We start from the raw sequence: 20,022 nt of genomic DNA, 5'->3' as shown, positions 1-20,022 counted from the left end.
CAGATGAATTCAACCACTGTCAGCAGGATATGCCACCCGAATCAGGAAATGGATTCAGAACATACGACGGCTCATACCGAAGCTGTCCATAATCTTCGCTGATATCTCCTCAACGGAATAATTCGTACTGTTGAGATAGCGTATTTTGTTCTTGCGAAACAGCGCCTCAACTTCCGACACTTCCAACCTGCACTGGCGTAAGGAGGCATAACGGCTGTTTTCAACGCGCTCTTGCCGGATAGCGGTCAGACGCTCCGGATCAATCGTCAGGCCAAAAAGTTTATGCATATGCGGTTTTAGTGCTGCTGGCAACTGGATGTTGTCCATATCGTCAGCAGTAAAAGGGTAGTTAGCCGCCCGGATCCCAAACTGAAGCGCAAGATACAGGCTGGTCGGCGTTTTACCGCAGCGGGAGACGCCCAGCAAAATCACCTGTGCCTGATCGAGATTACGCAAGGAAATGCCATCGTCGTGTGCCAGCGTGTAATCAATAGCGGCAATACGCGCATCGTACTTGGTGATGTTGCTGGCCGTCAGACCGTGGGTTCTGTTGGCAATGGGCGTGGGGTCGACACCCAGCTCATTTTGCAGAGGCGCCACCAGCGACTGCACTATATCCTGGCAGAATCCTTCACTGCCCTGAATGATATCGCGGATGTTGGGGGAAATAATCGAGTAAAACACCAGCGGACGGGCTCCGGTTTTCTCAAAAATTTCATTGATCTGTTTGCAGACAGCTCTCGCACGTTCCTCACTTTCTACAAAAGGTAACGAGTATGTGGTCGCATTGACCGGGAATTGAGAAAGCACCGCATGGCCCAAAACCTCAGCTGTAATCGCAGTACCATCGGAAATGTAAAACACGCATCTGTCCACAAATGACTCCTGAATTAAATCACTTCATTTTATTTATTCGCGCCGATCTTTTGGGGCTTATTAAGTAATAACCAGAATTGAAGGAAATAAAAAGAGTAATTCCTCCGCATTTCCATCTTATCTTCATTGCTGCGAGATACTGCGCAAAATGGCTGTAATAAATGAAATGCCATTTTAAATTTTCCGCGATCCCTCGCAGGTTTTTGATTTGCTTCAGCACAACTTCAGCAGCCCTGTTAGCATGAATCACAGACCGGAGGCAGAGATAACTTCTTCATGATTCATAAGGAATAATGCTAATTTTCCCTCAGTAACAAAAATGCTGACGCTGGATTTTTCCTAAACAAAAATAGTTTGATTTGCTGGAACGATTCACCTGTCCATCTTCTATGGATCATTATGCTAGTCTCAAAAAGACAGCGTTGTTTAATGACACAAAAAGTGTTTCAGGCAACCGTTGAATAACCGGTTTTACACTCCTGTTGACTATTACTGTAAATAAATAAGAAAGGATTGTTTCATGGCTCATCTCGATCCCGATTTACGCAATGTTATCTGGTACAACCAACTGGGTATGAACGACGTTGATAAAGTCGGGGGCAAGAACGCATCCCTCGGGGAAATGATCACCAATTTGTCCGATTTGGGTGTTTCCGTTCCGAACGGTTTTGCAACGACGTCTCAGGCATTTAATGATTTTCTCGATCAGAGCGGCGTAAACCACCGTATCCATGAATTGCTGGATAAAACGGATGTGGACGACATCGCGCAACTGACCAAAGCGGGCACGCAAATCCGTCAGTGGATCATTGAGACGCCGTTCCAGCCAGAACTCGAGCAGGCTATCCGCGAGGCTTATCAGCAGCTTTCTGAAGGCGAGCCGGAGGCTTCTTTCGCTGTGCGTTCATCGGCAACGGCCGAAGATATGCCCGATGCGTCTTTTGCCGGGCAGCAGGAAACTTTCCTGAACGTTCAGGGATTTGATGCAGTCATGACTGCCGTGAAACATGTTTATGCTTCTCTCTTCAACGACCGCGCCATTTCTTATCGTGTGCATCAGGGCTACGACCACCGCGGTGTGGCGTTATCTGCCGGTGTCCAGCGTATGGTGCGTTCAGACCTCGCCGCAGCTGGCGTGATGTTTACAATCGATACTGAATCGGGTTTTGATCAGGTGGTCTTTATCACTTCTGCCTACGGCCTGGGTGAAATGGTGGTGCAGGGGGCGGTGAATCCCGACGAGTTCTATGTACATAAGCCGACGCTCGACAAGAAAAAACCGTCGATCGTTCGTCGCACCATGGGCTCAAAGAAAATCCGCATGGTTTATGCACCAAGTCAGGAGCACGGCAAGCAAGTCCAGATTGAAGATGTGCCAGCCGAACTGAGCACCCGATTCTCCCTGACTGATGAAGAAGTGCAGGCGCTGGCGCGTCAGGCGATACTGATCGAAAAACATTATGGCCGCCCGATGGATATCGAATGGGCTAAAGATGGTCATAACGGCAAACTCTATATTGTGCAGGCGCGTCCTGAGACCGTACGTTCAAACGGTCAGGTGATGGAACGTTACCAGCTCAATGGCAGCAGCAAAGTGTTGGTGGAAGGACGTGCAATTGGTCACCGCATCGGTGCGGGGCCCGTTAAGATCATCCACGACATCAGCGAAATGCATCACGTTAAGGCAGGCGACATCCTGGTGACCGATATGACGGATCCCGATTGGGAGCCGATCATGAAAAAGGCATCAGCCATCGTGACTAACCGCGGCGGTCGTACCTGTCACGCTGCGATTATTGCCCGTGAACTGGGCATCCCTGCTGTTGTCGGTTGCGGAGACGCCACCGAGAAACTCACCGAAAATCAGAAAGTCACGGTTTCCTGTTCAGAAGGTGATACCGGATATGTGTATCAGGATGAACTGGATTTCAGTGTACAAAGTTCTGAAATCGATGAGCTGCCAAAATTACCGCTGAAAATCATGATGAATATCGGTAATCCGGATCGTGCTTTTGATTTCGCCTGCTTACCGAATGAAGGAGTCGGGCTGGCGCGTCTGGAATTTATCATCAACCGCATGATTGGCGTGCACCCAAAAGCCTTGCTGGAGTTTGACCAGCAGCCGGCTGAATTGCAGGAAACCATCAATAAGATGATCCAGGGCTATGACAGCCCACGCGAATATTATGTGGCACGCCTGACGGAAGGGATCGCGACGCTCGGCGCGGCTTTCTGGCCAAAACGCGTCATTGTTCGTTTGTCTGATTTCAAATCAAACGAGTATGCCAATCTGGTAGGCGGCGAGAAGTATGAACCGCATGAAGAAAACCCGATGCTCGGTTTCCGCGGTGCTGGCCGTTATGTATCAGACAACTTCCGCGATTGTTTTGCACTGGAATGCGAGGCAATGAAACGCGTGCGTAATGACATGGATCTCACTAACGTTGAGGTGATGATTCCGTTTGTACGCACGGTAGCGCAGGCGGAAGCCGTGGTCGCCGAACTGGCAAATCAGGGACTTAAGCGCGGCGAAAACGGGCTGAAAGTTATCATGATGTGCGAAATTCCGTCGAATGCTTTACTGGCGGATCAGTTCCTCGAACACTTTGATGGATTCTCGATTGGCTCGAATGACATGACTCAGCTTGCTCTGGGGCTGGATCGTGATTCCGGAGTGGTTTCTGAACTCTTTGATGAGCGAAATGACGCCGTCAAAGCGTTGCTGTCGATGGCAATCAAAGCCGCGAAAAAGCAGGGCAAGTATGTCGGCATCTGCGGGCAGGGCCCCTCAGATCATCAGGACTTTGCGCAATGGCTGATGGATGAGGGAATCGACAGTCTGTCGCTGAATCCGGATACAGTTGTACAAACCTGGCTGGCGTTAGCAGAAAAGTAAATCGATTCATAAAGCAATTCCTAACACATAAAATAAAGGCTGTCACTCATGGGTGATGGCCTTTTCATTTTGTGCAAAAGGACTGAAAAATATTTATATCAGGAAGGAGAAAACAGAAAAACGAAGGTTTTTAGCGGGTGGTTTTATCAGGTAATAATTAAAAATCACAGGAGAATGAAGTTAGCGGACAATAAATAAAAAAAAGGCCCGTCATAAGACAGGCAAAGACTACACACAGCAATTTGGGGTATACCGGCTCAGGGGGAAGCCTGTATATAAATCAGTGAGTTGACATCCGAACTGTTAATAATACTAAGTTTCTCAAGGTATTTAGTCTGTAAGAATTCTCCTAATAGAGTTCATTCTCATACTATTTAGTGAGGGCAGTTATTGAGGAGCGGATAGAGGGTAAAATAGGGAGCAGAGGAAAGGAATAAAATAACGGCGCTGCCACATTCAATTTTATGGGCAACGCCGTCAGAAAGTTACTTAATGAAGAGTTTATTCATCCAGTGCTTTTAAAGCTTCTTCCGGATCCATCTCTGGTTCAGGGGCTTCATGTACCCAGAGGGAAATCAGGCGATACGATACGGCCAGTACCACTGGTCCGATGAACAGCCCGATCATACCGAAGGCAAACAATCCCCCGATAACACCAGAGAGAATCAGCAACATGGGTAAATCTGCACCCATGCGGATCAGAACGGGACGCAGTACGTTATCAAGTGACCCGACCACGCAGCTCCAGACCAGAAGCACGGTGCCCCAGGTATTGTCGCCGGACCAGTAAAGCCAGATGATTGCCGGTATCAGTATCAGCAACGGACCGATTTGCGCAACGCAGCAAACGAACATCACTACCGTCAGCACGGTAGCATAAGGGATGCCCGCAATCGCCAGCCCGATACCGCCGAGAATTGACTGCACAATGGCGGTTACGACTACGCCTAAAGCCACAGCGCGGATGGCCTGACCGGCCAGAATAACGGCAGCGTCACCGCGTTCTGCGGCCAGACGAATGGCAAAGTGGCGGATCCCTAAAGCAACCTGTTCGCCACGGCTGTACAGCAAGGCACTGAACAACAGCATCAGCGAACAGTGGACAATAAACCGACCAAGATGACCGGCCTGAGTGACAAACCACGCGGCGGTTTGTCCGACGTAAGGCTGAACTTTAGTCACCAGCGCATTACCGCCGCCATTAATCAGGGCGTGCCAGCCGGTATACAGCTTATGGCCCACCAGCGGTATGGAATTGAGCCAGTGGAAATCAGGCATATGCAGTGAGGAAGGGTGGCTGGCGATTTCTACCAGAGGCGCGCCATTTTCAATTGCACTGCTGACCAGCATCGCAATAGGCAAAACAAATAATAAAATCAGTAACAAAGTCATGATGATGACGGCAAGGAACCTGCGTCCCCAAAGCAGCCGCTGGAGCTTGATCATCAGCGGCCATGTCGCGATAACCACCATGCCTGCCCAGACAAACCCAAGAATAAAGGGCTGAACGATCCAGATACTGGCGATGGTCATCAGTGCAATAAACAACACCCCAAACATAATCTGAGGTAAATCGTAACGTTTAATTGGGAGATTCATTCATGTTTCTCAATGTGATAAACGAAGTAAGGCACGAACCCTGTGCCTCCATACTTTGTATTTCAAACGCGGGATATTAAATCCGGGGTAGTCAAAATTCAGTGTGCGCATGATCCCGCGTGTCCATGATCAGTGTGTTCAAAATCCAGCCTGTCTGAAATAAGCATGGAACATCCGGCTGCTTTTGGATAGCTCGCCGCAAGATTAGTTGCAACGCGTTGTGCTGATACGCGATTTTTGCGATTCATCATGAAAGTAATGCAACAAACGGCAACCAGACGGAGCGCGGAAAAACGAAGTATGTTAGTTTTTATTCTGGGTAAATAACAGGTGGATCTGCAACTCAGATCCGGCAGGTCGCCTCGGGCCCGCCAGGCATACAACAAAGACAGAGTCATAATTCAATGATCCCACAGATTTCTCAGGCGCCGGGTGTCATCCAGCTGGTGCTCGATTTTTTGGAAGCGTTAAAAAAGAACGGTTTTACGGGTGATGTCACAACAACTTATGCAGATCGGCTGACGATGGCGACAGATAACAGCGTCTATCAGTTGTTGCCGGATGCTGTCTTATTCCCGATCGCCACGTCAGACGTTGCACTGATTGCCCGTCTTGCAGGGCAGGAACGTTTTAAAACGCTGGTATTCACTCCGCGCGGTGGCGGTACCGGTACCAACGGTCAGTCGCTGAACCGCGGCATTGTGGTTGATATGTCCCGTCATATGAACCGCATTCTCGATATCAATACAAAGCAGGGTTGGGTAAAAGTTGAAGCCGGTGTGATTAAAGATCAGCTCAATGATTATCTGCGTCCGTTGGGTTATTTCTTCTCTCCGGAACTCTCGACCAGTAACCGCGCCACGCTCGGCGGGATGATCAATACCGATGCCTCCGGGCAGGGCTCGCTGGTGTACGGTAAAACCTCAGATCACGTGCTTGGCGTCCGGGCCATTGTGCTTGGCGGCGACATGCTGGATACCACTGCGATCCGGACAGAGCTTGCAGATAAACTGGGCGAAGAAGATTCGGTTATCGGGCGGATTTACCGCACGGTGCTCGACAGCTGCCGCGACAACCGTGCGCTGGTAATAGAGAAATTCCCAAAACTTAACCGTTTCCTGACCGGATACGATTTGCGTCATGTGCTGAGTGATGACCTGCAAACCTTCAATCTGACACGAATTCTGACCGGCTCAGAAGGCTCGCTGGCCTTTATTACTGAAGCCCGTCTGAACATCACCCCAATCCCGAAAGTGCGTCGTCTGGTCAACATCAAGTATGACTCTTTCAACTCGGCCCTGCGCAACGCACCTTTTATGGTGGAAGCGAAAGCCCTGTCAGTAGAAACCGTTGACTCAAAAGTGCTGAATCTGGCGCGTGAGGATATTGTCTGGCACAGCGTACGTGACTACATCACGGATGTTGAAGGCAAAGATATGCAGGGGCTTAACATTGTTGAGTTCGCCGGCGATGATGCTGCTCTCATCGAAAGCCAGGTGAGCGCATTGTGTGAGCGTCTCGACGGGCTGATGAGTGACAAAGAAGGCGGTGTGATTGGTTATCAGATTTGCGCCGATCTGCCTGGTATAGAGCGCATCTATAACATGCGTAAAAAAGCCGTCGGGCTGCTGGGCAATGCGAAAGGGCAGGCTAAACCATTGCCATTTGCCGAAGACACTTGTGTTCCGCCTCAGCATCTGGCGGATTACATCGTCGAATTTCGGGCGCTGCTCGACAGCCATCATCTGAGCTACGGAATGTTTGGTCACGTGGATGCGGGCGTATTACACGTACGTCCGGCGCTGGATATGTGCGATCCGCAGCAGGAAATGTTGCTCAAGCAAATTTCCGATGAAGTCGTAGCACTGACGGCAAAATATGGCGGGCTGCTATGGGGCGAGCATGGAAAGGGTTTCCGTGCCGAATACAGTCCGGCCTTCTTTGGTGAAGAATTGTTCCATGAGTTACGCCGGATCAAAACCGTGTTCGACCCGGACAACCGCCTCAACCCAGGTAAGATCTGTGCGCCGCTGGATTGCGATGAACCGATGATGAAAGTGGACGCGGCGAAACGCGGCACACTGGATCGCCGTATTCCGCTGGAAGTTCGTCAGTCATTCCGCGGTGCGATGGAATGTAACGGCAACGGGTTATGTTTCAATTTCGATGTGAAAAGCCCGATGTGCCCGTCGATGAAAATCACCGGCAGCCGCATTCATTCGCCTAAAGGTCGTGCAGGTCTGGTGCGCGAATGGTTGCGCCTGCTGTCAGAACAGGGCGTTGATCCGCTGGCGCTGGAAAATGCGCTGCCTGAAAAAGGGCTAAGTTTCCGTACCCTGATTGATCGCACGCGTAACACCTGGCACGCCAATAAAGGCGAATATGATTTTTCCCATGAAGTGAAAGAGGCGATGTCAGGCTGTCTGGCCTGCAAAGCCTGTTCCACACAGTGTCCGATTAAAATTGATGTTCCTGGATTCCGATCGCGGTTCCTGCAGCTTTATCACACACGATATCTGCGTCCTGCTCGTGATCACTTTGTGGCTGGCGTGGAAAGCTACGCACCGCTGATGGCAAAAGCACCGAAGTTGTTTAATTTCTTCCTCAAACAACCCTGGGTGCGTGAAATGAGCCGGAAAAGTATTGGCATGGTAGATTTGCCTTTACTCTCTTCTCCGACATTGCGCGAGCAGCTACTTGGACATCGCGCCAGTACGATGACGCTGGAGCAACTTGAAGCCATTTCTCCTGCGCAGCGTGGCGAATACGTGCTGGTAGTTCAGGATCCGTTCACCAGTTTCTATGATGCGCAGGTGGTGGCTGATTTTGTCCGGCTGATTGAGAAACTTGGCCTCAAACCTGTTCTGTTGCCATTCTCTCCGAACGGTAAAGCGCAGCACATTAAAGGCTTCCTCACTCGTTTTGCGATAACAGCGAAGAAAACGTCGCTGTTCCTCAACCGTGTTTCGCAATTAGGAATGCCGATGGTCGGCGTCGATCCGGCGCTGGTGCTGTGTTATCGCGATGAATATAAGGAGATCCTGGGCGAGTCGCGTGGCTCATTCCAGGTACAACTGGTGCATGAATGGCTTGATGCGTGGCTGGCTGAACGCCCGGCACAGCAGCAAAGCGGCGAATCCTGGTATCTGTTTGGTCACTGTACGGAAAGTACGGCGTTGCCAAACAGCGGCAAGCAATGGGGTGATATTTTTGCCCGCTATGGCGCGAAGCTGGAAAACGTCAGTGTCGGCTGCTGCGGAATGGCCGGAACGTACGGCCATGAAACTAAAAATCTTGAGAATTCTCTGGGGATTTACGAGCTATCCTGGCATACCTCTTTGCAGCGGTTGCCGCGCCAGCGCTGTCTGGCAACCGGTTATTCATGCCGTAGTCAGGTTAAACGTATTGAGGGTAACGGTGTCCGCCATCCGTTACAGGCCTTGCTGGAAATCATTCCCTGACCATTAAGGAAGCTTTATGTCACTCTGGAAACGCAGTACCACGCTGGACGCGCTGAATGAGCGCAGTCAGGGATGTATGGTCGGGCATGTGGGGATAGAATTTACCCAGCTGGGCGAGGATTTTCTCGAGGCGACCATGCCCGTGGACAGCCGCACGACACAACCTTTTGGCCTGCTGCATGGCGGGGCATCGGTGGTTCTGGCGGAAACCATGGGATCGATGGCAGGCTATTTGTGTTGCGAAGGCAGCCAGACGGTGGTCGGCGTGGAGATTAACGCCAGCCATATGCACTCAGCACGCGAGGGACATGTGCGCGGTGTGTGTCATGCATTGCGCGCCGGGCGCCGCAGCCAGGTCTGGCAAATCGAAATTTTTGATGAGAAAGGAAATCTTTGCTGCGTGTCGAGGCTGACCACGATGGTGATTGATCACTGAGACAGGCCCTGTCAGTTATCTTGATTCCTCAGTTATCTTGAGTCGTGTTTCAGAGAAGGGCGGATACATTAATCATGTGTCCGCCTTTTTATTTGGCTTAAAAATGGCGTAACACATTGAAATTAAGTCAAAGCTGGAAAGGGACGCGTTTCGCAAAGTCAGTTTGAAATGCCGTTGCTTTTTCCCAGATGCCCATCATGGCATAATACTGACAAATGAGTTTTAACGTATGCCGCGCAAAATGATAACTCTGAACACGAAAGAGCTCACAGCGGACAACACTGTTGATTTCCAGAATCAGGCGGTTGTGCAATTTGCAGAGCGCATGCAGATAGCTGTGATCATCGCCGTTTTGCAGGCACAGGTTAGCCATTTCCAGACAAATGTTGTTGAAGCGTTTGAGCTGACATAAATGTGCATCAGGACGTCGTAAGGCCGCATCAGCCATGTAGAAATCCACTGTGGCATCGCGGACATTCGATTTGTATTCGTCGATCTTGCCTTGCAACCACGCATTTACCGATTGAGCCATTCTCAGTATTCCGGGTTATCTGAATGATAATCATTATCAAAGAATGACCATCATATTGGCAAAAAATGACCGGATCAACGTTTTCATCGGGTTTTTTTCATTTTGTTGTGCGAAAGCAGATAAGCAAAAAGAGCTTTAATTTTTTCGGTTGTGGCGAATTCATAAATAGGCATTTCCGATGAATGTTTTATAATAGACACAATGAAAGCTATTAACCCGCAATGTTTATAAGGTTAATTTTAATTTTTAACAAAAAATTGACAATTTATTCAATCAGTTGATGGTTGCGGTGTTCAAGACCCGCCAGCGACCAGGTGTTAACCCGATGCACATTGAGCGACTTTCCTCATGGGCAATCGCTATACCCTCTTAAAACAAGAGGTTGAAGTGGTACCTGTTATCACTAGAATAGAGACAATAGGTCTTGTCTATGACCGTAAAATTACGAGGTAAGACAGATGCAAACTGAAACTGTCGGCTCTTTCTCTTTAGACGACAACGTATGGCAAGGTGTGAGCCTGACTGATTCTGCCGCAAAACAGATTAATACTCTGATGGCGCAGGATCCTGACGTTAAAGGTCTCCAGCTCTCGGTGAAACAATCGGGCTGTGCCGGCTTTGGCTACGTTCTGGATTTAACCAAACAACCAGCCAGTGATGATCTGGTGTTTGAACATGACGGCGCTTTGCTGTTTGTTCCGCTGAAGGCCATGCCTTTCATCGACGGAACTGAGGTAGATTTTGTCCGTGAAGGACTGAATCAGATATTTAAATTCAATAATCCTAAAGCTCAGCATGCCTGCGGGTGTGGCGAAAGTTTCGGCCTGTAAGAAACGGCTTTCAGTTTTTAAGATTATTGTAAACAAAGCGATGTAACCAACATGTCACGAAGCAACGTAGAAATTCCAGATGATGTGCAGTCTTGGGTCGGCGAGGGAACGAACTATAAAGAAGGGTTCTTTACCCAGCTTGCAACCGATGAATTAGCATCAGGCATCAACGAAGATGTGGTGCGTGCCATTTCCGCGAAGCGTAATGAGCCTGAGTGGATGCTGGAGTTCCGTCTGCAGGCTTATCATGCCTGGTTGAAAATGGAAGAACCGCACTGGCTCAAAGCGTATTACACGCCTCTTGATTACCAGGATTACAGCTATTATTCCGCGCCATCATGTGGCAGCTGCGATGATACCTGTGGTTCTCAGCCTGGCGCCACACAGCAGCCTCCGGAAAATTCTCACAGCATTCCTGCGCTTGACGGCGCTCTTGACAATAAAAACTACCTCACCAGTGAAGTAGAAAAAGCCTTTGAGCAGCTGGGTGTTCCGGTTCGTGAAGGTAAAGAAGTGGCGGTCGATGCAATTTTTGACTCCGTTTCTGTCTCCACGACTTACCGTGAAAAGCTGGCGGAATCAGGCGTGATTTTCTGCTCATTCGGCGAAGCCATTCACGAATACCCTGATCTGGTGCGCAAATACCTCGGTACTGTGGTGCCTGCGCAGGATAACTTCTTCGCCGCACTGAATGCTGCCGTTGCTTCTGATGGTACCTTTGTCTATGTGCCAAAAGGCGTGCGTTGTCCGATGGAACTGTCGACTTATTTCCGTATCAACGCGGCGAAAACCGGCCAGTTTGAACGTACTATCCTGATTGCCGATGAAGGCAGTTACGTGAGTTACATCGAAGGGTGTTCGGCGCCAGTTCGTGATACCTACCAGCTGCACGCCGCGGTTGTAGAAGTGATTCTGCACAAAGACGCGGAAGTGAAATATTCCACTGTCCAGAACTGGTTCTCCGGCAGCAAAGACAGCAGCGGCGGTATTCTGAACTTCGTGACCAAACGCGCATTGTGCGAAGGCGCGGGTTCGAAAATGTCCTGGACGCAGTCTGAAACCGGCTCAGCGATCACCTGGAAATACCCAAGCGTTATCCTCAAAGGCGATAACTCTATCGGTGAATTTTTCTCGGTTGCACTGACCAGCGGCAAACAGCAGGCGGATACCGGCACCAAAATGATTCACATTGGTAAAAATACCAAGTCGACCATTATCTCCAAAGGTATCTCTGCGGGTCACAGCCAGAACAGCTATCGCGGTCTGGTTAAGATCCTGCCAAGTGCAGAAAATGCGCGTAACTTTACGCAGTGTGACTCGATGCTGATTGGCGCGGACAGCGCAGCGCATACCTTCCCGTATGTTGAAGTGCGTAACAATACTGCGCAGCTGGAACACGAAGCCACAACGTCAAAAATCGGCGATGACCAGCTGTTCTACTGTCTGCAACGTGGTATCAGCGAAGATGACGCGATTTCCATGATTGTTAACGGTTTCTGTAAAGATGTCTTTTCCGAGCTGCCGCTGGAGTTCGCTGTCGAAGCACAGAAACTGCTGGCCATCAGTCTTGAACATAGCGTCGGTTAATTCGCCGACGTTTTTCCTGCCGGTGTAGCGTGGTGTGACGTCAGCACCGGGCAGGTTTTAGTTCAGCACAGTCAAAGCATAAACAGAATTAAGAGCGCGCTGGCGCAAACTCAAGGATACGTATGTTAAGCATTAAGAATTTGAAGGTCCGTGTCGAAGAAAAGGAAATTCTGAAAGGCCTTGATCTGGAGATCAAACCGGGTGAAGTACACGCCATCATGGGTCCGAACGGCTCAGGTAAAAGTACGCTCTCCGCGACACTGGCTGGCCGCGAAGATTACGAAGTCACCGACGGCTCCGTAATCTTCAACGGTAAAGATTTGCTGGAACTCGCTCCGGAAGACCGCGCTGGTGAAGGCGTCTTTATGGCTTTCCAGTATCCGGTGGAAATTCCCGGTGTGACTAACCATTTCTTCCTGCAAACTGCGGTAAATGCTGTGCGTAAATACCGCGGACAGGAACCAATGGACCGTTTTGACTTCGCTGATTTCATCGAAGAAAAAATCGAAATGCTGAAAATGCCTGCCGATTTGCTGACCCGTTCAGTGAACGTTGGTTTCTCCGGCGGTGAGAAAAAGCGTAACGACATTCTGCAAATGGCAGCCCTTGAGCCAAATCTGTGCATCCTGGATGAAACCGACTCCGGTCTGGATATCGATGCCCTGAAAATCGTTTCTGACGGTGTTAACACACTGCGTGACGGTAAACGTTCATTCGTTATCGTAACCCACTACCAGCGTATCCTCGACTACATCAAGCCTGACTACGTGCACGTTCTGTATCAGGGCCGCATTGTTAAATCCGGCGATTTCACCTTGGTTAAACAGTTAGAGGAGCAGGGTTATGGCTGGCTTACCGACGAAGAGTAATGCACCTGCGGCGGGCAGTTCGCACGCCATGCAGCAGCTTTACCGTCTTTTTGAAAGCCGTGGCGGTGAACAATCCACTCACGCTCATGCACACTGGCAACAGGTGCTGCGCCTGGGTTTCCCGCACGCAAAACTGGAAGACTGGAAGTACACTCCGGTTTCTTCACTGCTGGGTAATCAGTTCTTTGCTCCGCAGCAACAGGCACTGACTGTTGAACAGGTTAAATCGCTGGCGCTGCCAGTGGATTGCTACCGTCTGGTATTCATTGATGGCCGTTTCGATGCGGATCTCAGTGATTCAGATACCGGTGCTTTTGAAATTGAAAAACTGAGCCCGGCGGCGCAACAGACGTTGCCTGATCCGATTCAGTCAGAAGTGTTTTTGCACCTGACCGAAAGTCTGGCGCAAGATTCCCTATCTGTACGTTTGCCCGCGGGCAAGCAGGCCGAGAAGCCGCTGTATCTTTTACATCTGAGCAGCGGTCGTGACCAGTCACGCGAAATGAACACCGTGCATCATCGCTATCATCTGGCGATTGAGGGCGGTGCGAATGCAGAAGTGATCGAACATTATCTCAGTCTGAACGATCACGGCCATTTCACCGGCGCACGTATGACGGTGAATGTGGGCGATAATGCCGATTTCACGCATTACAAACTGGCCTTTGAAAGCCAGGCAAGTTTCCATTTCTCGCATAACGATCTGGTTATTGGTCGCGATGCGCGTGTTGCCAGCCACAGTTTCCTGCTGGGGGCTGGTCTGACCCGTAATAACACCAGTGCGCAGCTTAACGGTGAAAACAGCGAACTCAACATTAACAGCCTGGTTCTGCCGGTTGATTCTGAGATTGCTGATACCCGTACTTATCTGGAACACAACAAAGGTTATTGCAACAGCAACCAGTTGCATAAAGTGATCGTGAACGATCGTGCTAAAGCGATTTTCAACGGCATGATCAAAGTGGCGCAGCACGCACTGAAAACCGACGGCAAAATGACCAACAACAACTTGTTGCTGGGCAAACACACTGAGGTTGATACCAAACCACAGCTGGAAATTTATGCCGATGATGTGAAGTGCAGCCACGGTGCTACTGTGGGTCGTATCGACGACGAACAGCTTTTCTATCTGCGTACCCGTGGGATCAGCGGTCAGGATGCTCAGCAAATGATCATCTTTGCTTTTGCCGCTGAACTGACGGAAGCCATTGAGAATGAAACCCTGCGTGAAGTCGTGATTGCCCGTATTGCAGGCCGGCTAAATCGAGGTAAGTAATGAGTTTTCCACTGGAAAGAGTACGTAGCGATTTCCCTGTGCTGAGCCGTGAAGTTAACGGCCAGCCGCTGGCCTACCTTGACAGCGCGGCCAGCGCACAGAAACCGCGTCAGGTCATTCAACGTGAAATGTCTTTCTTCGAGCAAGGTTATGCTGCGGTTCACCGCGGCATTCATACCATGAGCGCGGAAGCCACCGAGCAGATGGAAATCGTCCGCACGCAGGCCGCACAATTCATGAATGCTGCGTCGGCAGAAGAAATTGTCTTCGTGAAAGGTTCCACGGAAGCCATTAACCTGGTCGCCAATACCTGGGGGCGTGAGTTTTTACAGCCCGGCGACCATATCATTCTGACCGAAATGGAACACCACGCGAACATCGTGCCATGGCAGATGCTGGCGAAAGAACGTGATCTGCATATTGATGTCTGGCACCTGACGCCGCAAGGCGAGCTGGATTTATCGCAGCTTGAATCCCTGATCACGCCGCGCACTAAATTGCTGACGCTGGCGCATGTTTCTAACGTGCTGGGCACCGTTAACCCGATCGAAAAAATCATTCCTCAGGCGAAAGCCGCAGGGCTGACCGTTCTGGTGGATGGCGCGCAGGCGGTGATGCATCACGCGGTTGACGTTCAGGCGCTGGGTTGTGATTTCTATGTCTGGTCCGGGCACAAACTTTACGGACCTACCGGTATCGGTATTCTTTACGGTCGCAAAGCGTTGCTGGATCAAATGCCACCCTGGGAAGGCGGCGGCTCGATGATCAAGCATGTCAGTCTGACCGAAGGGACGACCTTTGCCGCTGCTCCTTGGCGCTTTGAAGCGGGTACCCCAAACACCGGCGGTATCATGGGGCTGGGCGCCGCCATTGAATATGTGACTGAACTGGGTCTTGAGAATATCCACGCTTATGAACAGGAACTGATGGCTTACGCGCTGAAAGCGATGGAGCAGGTGCCGGATATTCAGATTTATGGCCCGGCGACGCGTGCTGGAGTGATTGCGTTCAATCTGGGTAAACACCACGCCTATGATGTCGGCAGCTTCCTTGACCAATATGGTATTGCCATTCGCACCGGTCATCACTGTGCGATGCCGTTAATGTCCTTCTACGGTGTGCCGGCTATGTGCCGCGCATCGCTCGCGATGTACAATACCCGTGAAGAAGTCGACCGTCTGGTCGCAGGACTGCAACGTATTCACCGGCTGTTGGGGTAATCCCGCCAGCCTTGATCAGGATGTTGTTATGGCTTTGCCCGATAAAAATAAGTTAGTCAAAAACTTTTCCCGGTGCCCGAACTGGGAAGAGAAATATCTGTACGTGATCGAACTGGGTGGCCAGTTACCGGCTTTGGCGGAAGAACATCGTCAGGATAAAAACCTGATTTCCGGTTGCCAGAGCCAGGTGTGGATTGTAATGCGTACCGATGAAAATGGTGCGCTGACTTTTGAGGGTGACAGTGATGCTGCCATCGTGAAAGGTCTGGTGGCGATCGTGTTCAGCCTTTATCAGGGTCTGACTCCGCGTGATGTGGTAGAGCTGGATGTGCGTCCGTTCTTCACGGAGCTGGAACTGAGCCAGCATCTGACGCCTTCACGCTCGCAAGGGTTAGAAGCGATGATCCGCTCGATTCGCGCTAAGGCTGCTGAGCTGTCTTAATTCAGCCCCTGCAGTGCTGCTTTGCTCATTAGGAATTGTCTGCTAATGAGCAAAGCAAATTCTCCGTTCTGCCTTTTGCTATTCGTTTTTAGCCTGATTTTTCAATTCACTATCTTTGTCGTTTTCGCCTGACTCCCTTTCGGTAACTTTCTGATTTTCTGTGGTTTGATTGCCACAGGATTCTGCGCTGCTAGTATTACCAGACGAGATAATGTCTTGCCTCAGATTGTCTGAGCGCAGGCCGAAAAAGGACTGAGTATGAGACGCGCATTACCCCTTCTGGCAATGTTAGTTGGCACGTTTGTGGCAACCCATTCCATGACCGCAAGTGCAGCAGAATACCCTTTGCCGCCGGATAATAGCCGCCTGATTGGCGAAAACACGACTTATGTGGTGCCAAATGACGGCAAACCTCTGGAAGACGTGGCAGCCAAATATCAGATTGGCCTGATCGCTATGCTGGAAGCCAATCCCGGCACGGATCCTTATTTGCCGAAAGCGGGAACCGTACTGACTATCCCTTCACAGATGCTGTTACCTGACACGAAACGTGAAGGCATCGTGGTGAATCTGGCAGAGCTGCGTCTGTACTACTATCCGAAAGGCGAGGATAAAGTCATCGTCTATCCGATTGGTATTGGCCAGCTGGGTCGTAATACGCCTGAAATGGTCACCTCCGTTAGCCAGAAAATCCCTAACCCTACGTGGACGCCGACGGCCAACATCCGCAAAGCGTATCTGAAAGACGGCATTACGTTGCCGGGAATGGTACCTGCTGGTCCGGATAACCCGATGGGACTTTTTGCGATGCGTCTGTCGGCCGGAACAGGGCAGTATCTGATCCACGGTACCAATGCCAACTTTGGTATTGGAATGCGCGTGAGTTCCGGCTGTATTCGTCTGCGTCCGGACGATATCGAAGCGCTGTTTAACTCAGTCCCAAAAGGAACCCGCGTGCAGATTGTGAATCAGCCAATCAAATATGACGTGGAGCCGGACGGTAAGCGTTACATTGAAGTGCATCAACCTTTGTCGCATACAGAAAAGGATGATCCGCAGACTAAACCGATTCCGCTGACTGCAGCAATGAAGAAATTCATCAGGAACGATGAGACTAATGCTGCAATGGTGAAAGAGGCGATTACCCGCCGCTCAGGTATGCCTGTCGTGGTGAGTGTGGGTGATAAAGCAACAGATACGCCATCACCTGTTAATGAGCCGCAGACGGCAGCTTCAGCACAACAATCTGATGTGACAACCGCAAGCTCGCAGTAAACGTTACAAAAACGTTTCAGAAGCGATCTTCACTGAAGGAGCCATCATGGCTCCTTTTTTTATGTCAGTCGTTCGGAGGTGCCATAGAGAGTGTTTTAGGAATGAGTGTTGATGAAGGGTAGGTGCGTTGAAAGAAGGTAGGGGCGGATAAATTGCAGGCAAAAAAAATGGCGCACTGAGTGCGCCATTGAACTAGAGAAGTAAATATTACTTCTTGTAAGCGTGAGCTTGGTTGTCAAGACGTTGGTTAGCGCGAGCTGCATCGTCTTTAGCTGCTTGAACGTCAGAACGCATTGCGTTCACGTCGTTGCTCAGTTGGTCAACTTTAGAGTTCAGAGTAGAAACGTCTGAAGACAGTTGGTCGATTTTAGCATTGCTTGAACAACCAGCCAGCATAGTTGAAGCCAGGATTACAGCGCCCAGTACCAGTTTAGTGCGATTCATTATAAAACCCTCTAGATTAAGTTAATCTCCATGTAGCGTTACAAGTATTACACAAACTATTTTCTAATGAGAATAATTTTTTGTCGGTAAACGCTATATTTTGATCGTTCGCTCAAAGAAGCATCTTTTTTTTCGAAAAAGTTAAAAATTGCAGCGAAAACAGCTGTATTCCATGGGACTTATCCCAATTATGCTACTACCGCTTTTCGCACTTTTTATGAAGCAAGATACTTTTTGAATAAATAAACGCCACTTATCGCGGCGTTCATTAATGCTTCTGGTCACGTTTTTAATTAAACAACATGCACCGATGAAGTATTTGTTGTGCCGCTCTGAACCAGTGCGCCAGAAACCATCACTACGATGTCGCCTTTCTGAGCCAGACCACTTTCGATAGCGGCTTCTTTACCGATACGGTAGAAATCATCAGTAGAGGCAATTTCTTTCACCAACTGAGTCACAACACCTTTGGTCAGGATTAACTGACGTGCTGTGATTTCATTGGTGGTCAGAGCCAGGATAGTGGCATGCGGGAAGTATTTACGCACAGCTTTAGCAGATTTACCACCGCTGGTTGCAACAACGATAAGTGGTGCATCCAGTTTCTCAGCAGTTTCTACCGCACCGCGGCAAACGGCTTCAGTAATACGCAGTTTGCGGTTGTCGTTCTGACCATCGATGCGGCTTTGCATTACGCGGTCAGTACGGTCACAAATGGTGGCCATGATAGTCACAGCTTCCAGCGGGTATTTACCTTTCGCACTTTCACCAGACAGCATGACAGCGTCGGTGCCGTCGATGATGGCGTTAGCGACGTCGCCTGCTTCAGCGCGGGTAGGGCGTGGGTTTTTGATCATGGAATCGAGCATTTGCGTAGCGGTGATAACCACTTTGCGTGCACGGTTACATTTCTCAATCATCATCTTCTGCGCGAAGATAACTTCTTCAACCGGGATTTCTACGCCCAGGTCGCCACGGGCAACCATGATGCCGTCAGAAGCTTCGAGGATTTCGTCGAAGTTGTTCAGGCCTTCCTGGTTTTCAATTTTGGAGATGATCTGGATGTGCTCGCCACCGTGTGCTTTCAGGTGTTCGCGGATTTCCAGAACGTCAGAACGTTTACGGATGAAGGAAGCCGCGACGAAGTCAACGCCTTGCTCACAACCGAAGATCAGGTCACGTTTGTCTTTTTCTGCCAGCGCTGGCAGGGCGATAGAAACGCCAGGCAGGTTAACGCCTTTGTTCTCGCCCAGGTCACCGTTGTTCAGCACTTTACAGGTCACTTCGGTTTCAGTGACGTTAGTCACTTCCATACCGATCAGGCCGTCATCGACCAGAATGGTGTTGCCGATTTTCAGGTCAGCTGCGAAGCCCTGATAGGTCACGGCTACGCGCTGGGTGTTACCGATAACGCTTTGATCAGTGGTGAAGGTATACGTCTGACCCGCAACCAGAGAAGCGTCTTTGCCGCCTTCCAGTTTCATGGTGCGGATTTCAGGACCTTTGGTGTCCAGCAGAATTGCCGCTTTGTGACCGGTCTTCGCCATCACGTTGCGGATATTTTGGATGCGCTGACCGTGCTCTTCATAATCACCGTGGGAGAAGTTCAGACGCATAACGTTCATGCCTGCATCAAGCAGTTTGGTCAGCATTTCTTCGGATTCGGTTTTCGGGCCGATGGTACAAACAATTTTGGTCTTTTTCATGACGATTTTATCTACAAGTTGTGATGGAATGGAAAAGTGTTTGCCTGACAGCAGAGCTGCCCGCGCGGAATTGAGATGGTGCCTGGTTGAATCAAATCATTACTAAGCGTAGAAGACTGTGAAAGGAATGGTGTAGTAAGTTCAGCCAAAGCATAGCGATTTGTGCGATTTATCATCGCTACTGGAGTAGTCACGCTTTTATTGGGGCGATATCGACAGATCAAGGGGCTGAAACCATTCAATCGAAGAGACGATGCGTATTATAGAGGGGAACGGGTTGGGAAACCAAATAAAAAACGTGATGTTGCGCAAGCTTAGGAGAGATATCGGAACGTTGTTTTGAATTCAATCAATGCGGGCAGCGTATCAGTCAGCAGGTCACAACATTTTTTTCACCGCGCGATCGCAAATGACACAAGTAACAAATAATCGTAAAAAAATACAAACACATGTCATCGAAGAGCACTGAAGAAAAGCAGGCAGAACGTTCAGGGATTTTAGTGTTGGGAGGCGAATCAGGTTTACATCAGGTAGGAAAGAGAGAACGTTGCTTTGGTGCGTCCGAGTGGACTC

At 49.9% G+C, this 20,022-nt stretch carries 15 protein-coding genes; 10 read left to right on the top strand and 5 right to left on the bottom strand.

What is annotated here, in order from left to right; translation table 11 throughout:
• Positions 1-54: 54 nt before the first annotated feature.
• Positions 55-876: a posphoenolpyruvate synthetase regulatory kinase/phosphorylase PpsR gene (gene ppsR, locus ACM615_RS07170; RefSeq protein ID WP_431011706.1), complete on the bottom strand. Its 822-nt coding sequence runs from the start codon at positions 874-876 to the stop codon at positions 55-57.
• A 520-nt stretch (positions 877-1,396) separates the two neighbouring features.
• Between ppsR and ppsA the strand changes: the two genes are divergently transcribed.
• Positions 1,397-3,772 (top strand): phosphoenolpyruvate synthase, encoded by a 2,376-nt coding sequence (ppsA, locus tag ACM615_RS07165; RefSeq protein WP_132963824.1) that lies wholly within the window; start codon positions 1,397-1,399, stop codon positions 3,770-3,772.
• 501 nt (positions 3,773-4,273) lie between these two features.
• Here the strand turns inward: ppsA and ydiK are convergent.
• Positions 4,274-5,371, bottom strand: coding sequence for an AI-2E family transporter YdiK (gene ydiK / locus ACM615_RS07160; protein ID WP_112287953.1), 1,098 nt, complete (start codon positions 5,369-5,371; stop codon positions 4,274-4,276).
• A gap of 404 nt (positions 5,372-5,775) precedes the next feature.
• Here ydiK and ydiJ point away from each other — a divergent pair, with 404 nt between their 5' ends.
• On the top strand, positions 5,776-8,832 hold the full coding sequence (ydiJ, locus tag ACM615_RS07155; RefSeq protein WP_431011705.1) for a D-2-hydroxyglutarate dehydrogenase YdiJ: 3,057 nt from the start codon (positions 5,776-5,778) through the stop codon (positions 8,830-8,832).
• 16 nt (positions 8,833-8,848) lie between these two features.
• Positions 8,849-9,268 (top strand): hotdog fold thioesterase, encoded by a 420-nt coding sequence (locus ACM615_RS07150; RefSeq protein WP_132963825.1) that lies wholly within the window; start codon positions 8,849-8,851, stop codon positions 9,266-9,268.
• A gap of 127 nt (positions 9,269-9,395) precedes the next feature.
• Here ACM615_RS07150 and ACM615_RS07145 read toward each other — a convergent pair whose 3' ends face one another.
• The gene (locus ACM615_RS07145) at positions 9,396-9,800 is read right to left on the bottom strand and encodes a hypothetical protein (protein ID WP_112287950.1); all 405 of its coding nucleotides are present in this window, start codon (positions 9,798-9,800) and stop codon (positions 9,396-9,398) included.
• Between the two features lie 458 nt (positions 9,801-10,258).
• On the opposite strand from ACM615_RS07145, the gene sufA reads away from it, so the two are divergent.
• The 7 genes from sufA (at position 10,259) to ACM615_RS07110 (ending at position 17,299) form a co-directional block, all read left to right on the top strand.
• Positions 10,259-10,630, top strand: a complete 372-nt coding sequence (sufA, locus tag ACM615_RS07140; RefSeq protein WP_129638556.1) for a Fe-S cluster assembly scaffold SufA — start codon at positions 10,259-10,261, stop codon at positions 10,628-10,630.
• Positions 10,631-10,681: 51 nt separating this feature from the next.
• Positions 10,682-12,217, top strand: a complete 1,536-nt coding sequence (sufB, locus tag ACM615_RS07135) for a Fe-S cluster assembly protein SufB (protein ID WP_120161788.1) — start codon at positions 10,682-10,684, stop codon at positions 12,215-12,217.
• A 122-nt stretch (positions 12,218-12,339) separates the two neighbouring features.
• Positions 12,340-13,086, top strand: coding sequence for a Fe-S cluster assembly ATPase SufC (sufC, locus tag ACM615_RS07130; RefSeq protein ID WP_112287948.1), 747 nt, complete (start codon positions 12,340-12,342; stop codon positions 13,084-13,086).
• Positions 13,061-14,362 carry a Fe-S cluster assembly protein SufD gene (gene sufD, locus ACM615_RS07125; protein ID WP_120161789.1) on the top strand — a complete coding sequence of 434 codons (1,302 nt, stop codon included), beginning with the start codon at positions 13,061-13,063 and terminating at the stop codon, positions 14,360-14,362. Before sufC ends, sufD begins: the two co-directional genes overlap by 26 nt.
• Positions 14,362-15,582 carry a cysteine desulfurase SufS gene (gene sufS, locus ACM615_RS07120; protein ID WP_431011704.1) on the top strand — a complete coding sequence of 407 codons (1,221 nt, stop codon included), beginning with the start codon at positions 14,362-14,364 and terminating at the stop codon, positions 15,580-15,582. The genes sufD and sufS overlap by 1 nt, the downstream gene beginning before the upstream one ends.
• 28 nt (positions 15,583-15,610) lie before the next feature.
• A complete protein-coding gene (gene sufE, locus ACM615_RS07115) occupies positions 15,611-16,024 on the top strand; it encodes a cysteine desulfuration protein SufE (RefSeq protein WP_129638559.1) in 414 nt (137 codons plus the stop codon).
• A 258-nt stretch (positions 16,025-16,282) separates the two neighbouring features.
• Positions 16,283-17,299: a L,D-transpeptidase family protein gene (locus tag ACM615_RS07110; protein ID WP_431011703.1), complete on the top strand. Its 1,017-nt coding sequence runs from the start codon at positions 16,283-16,285 to the stop codon at positions 17,297-17,299.
• 207 nt (positions 17,300-17,506) lie between these two features.
• Here ACM615_RS07110 and ACM615_RS07105 read toward each other — a convergent pair whose 3' ends face one another.
• Positions 17,507-17,743 carry a major outer membrane lipoprotein gene (locus ACM615_RS07105; protein ID WP_056773575.1) on the bottom strand — a complete coding sequence of 79 codons (237 nt, stop codon included), beginning with the start codon at positions 17,741-17,743 and terminating at the stop codon, positions 17,507-17,509.
• Between the two features lie 293 nt (positions 17,744-18,036).
• Positions 18,037-19,449, bottom strand: coding sequence for a pyruvate kinase PykF (gene pykF, locus ACM615_RS07100; RefSeq protein WP_112287943.1), 1,413 nt, complete (start codon positions 19,447-19,449; stop codon positions 18,037-18,039).
• Positions 19,450-20,022 lie beyond the last annotated feature (573 nt).

The organism is Rahnella sp. PAMC25617 (assembly GCF_050606005.1).
GTDB classification, from domain to species: domain Bacteria; phylum Pseudomonadota; class Gammaproteobacteria; order Enterobacterales; family Enterobacteriaceae; genus Rahnella; species Rahnella variigena.
The sequence above is the reverse complement of the archived record's forward strand: the minus strand, read 5'-3'. Positions and strand labels throughout refer to the sequence as shown.

Excerpts from the sequence above, each read along its gene's own strand:
- ppsA (WP_132963824.1), top strand. The coding sequence starts at position 1,397 with ATGGCTCATCTCGATCCCGATTTACGCAATGTTATCTGGTACAACCAA.
- ydiK (WP_112287953.1), bottom strand. The coding sequence starts at position 5,371 with ATGAATCTCCCAATTAAACGTTACGATTTACCTCAGATTATGTTTGGG.
- ydiJ (WP_431011705.1), top strand. The coding sequence starts at position 5,776 with ATGATCCCACAGATTTCTCAGGCGCCGGGTGTCATCCAGCTGGTGCTC.
- ACM615_RS07150 (WP_132963825.1), top strand. The coding sequence starts at position 8,849 with ATGTCACTCTGGAAACGCAGTACCACGCTGGACGCGCTGAATGAGCGC.
- ACM615_RS07145 (WP_112287950.1), bottom strand. The coding sequence starts at position 9,800 with ATGGCTCAATCGGTAAATGCGTGGTTGCAAGGCAAGATCGACGAATAC.
- sufA (WP_129638556.1), top strand. The coding sequence starts at position 10,259 with ATGCAAACTGAAACTGTCGGCTCTTTCTCTTTAGACGACAACGTATGG.
- sufB (WP_120161788.1), top strand. The coding sequence starts at position 10,682 with ATGTCACGAAGCAACGTAGAAATTCCAGATGATGTGCAGTCTTGGGTC.
- sufC (WP_112287948.1), top strand. The coding sequence starts at position 12,340 with ATGTTAAGCATTAAGAATTTGAAGGTCCGTGTCGAAGAAAAGGAAATT.
- sufD (WP_120161789.1), top strand. The coding sequence starts at position 13,061 with ATGGCTGGCTTACCGACGAAGAGTAATGCACCTGCGGCGGGCAGTTCG.
- sufS (WP_431011704.1), top strand. The coding sequence starts at position 14,362 with ATGAGTTTTCCACTGGAAAGAGTACGTAGCGATTTCCCTGTGCTGAGC.
- sufE (WP_129638559.1), top strand. The coding sequence starts at position 15,611 with ATGGCTTTGCCCGATAAAAATAAGTTAGTCAAAAACTTTTCCCGGTGC.
- ACM615_RS07110 (WP_431011703.1), top strand. The coding sequence starts at position 16,283 with ATGAGACGCGCATTACCCCTTCTGGCAATGTTAGTTGGCACGTTTGTG.
- ACM615_RS07105 (WP_056773575.1), bottom strand. The coding sequence starts at position 17,743 with ATGAATCGCACTAAACTGGTACTGGGCGCTGTAATCCTGGCTTCAACT.
- pykF (WP_112287943.1), bottom strand. The coding sequence starts at position 19,449 with ATGAAAAAGACCAAAATTGTTTGTACCATCGGCCCGAAAACCGAATCC.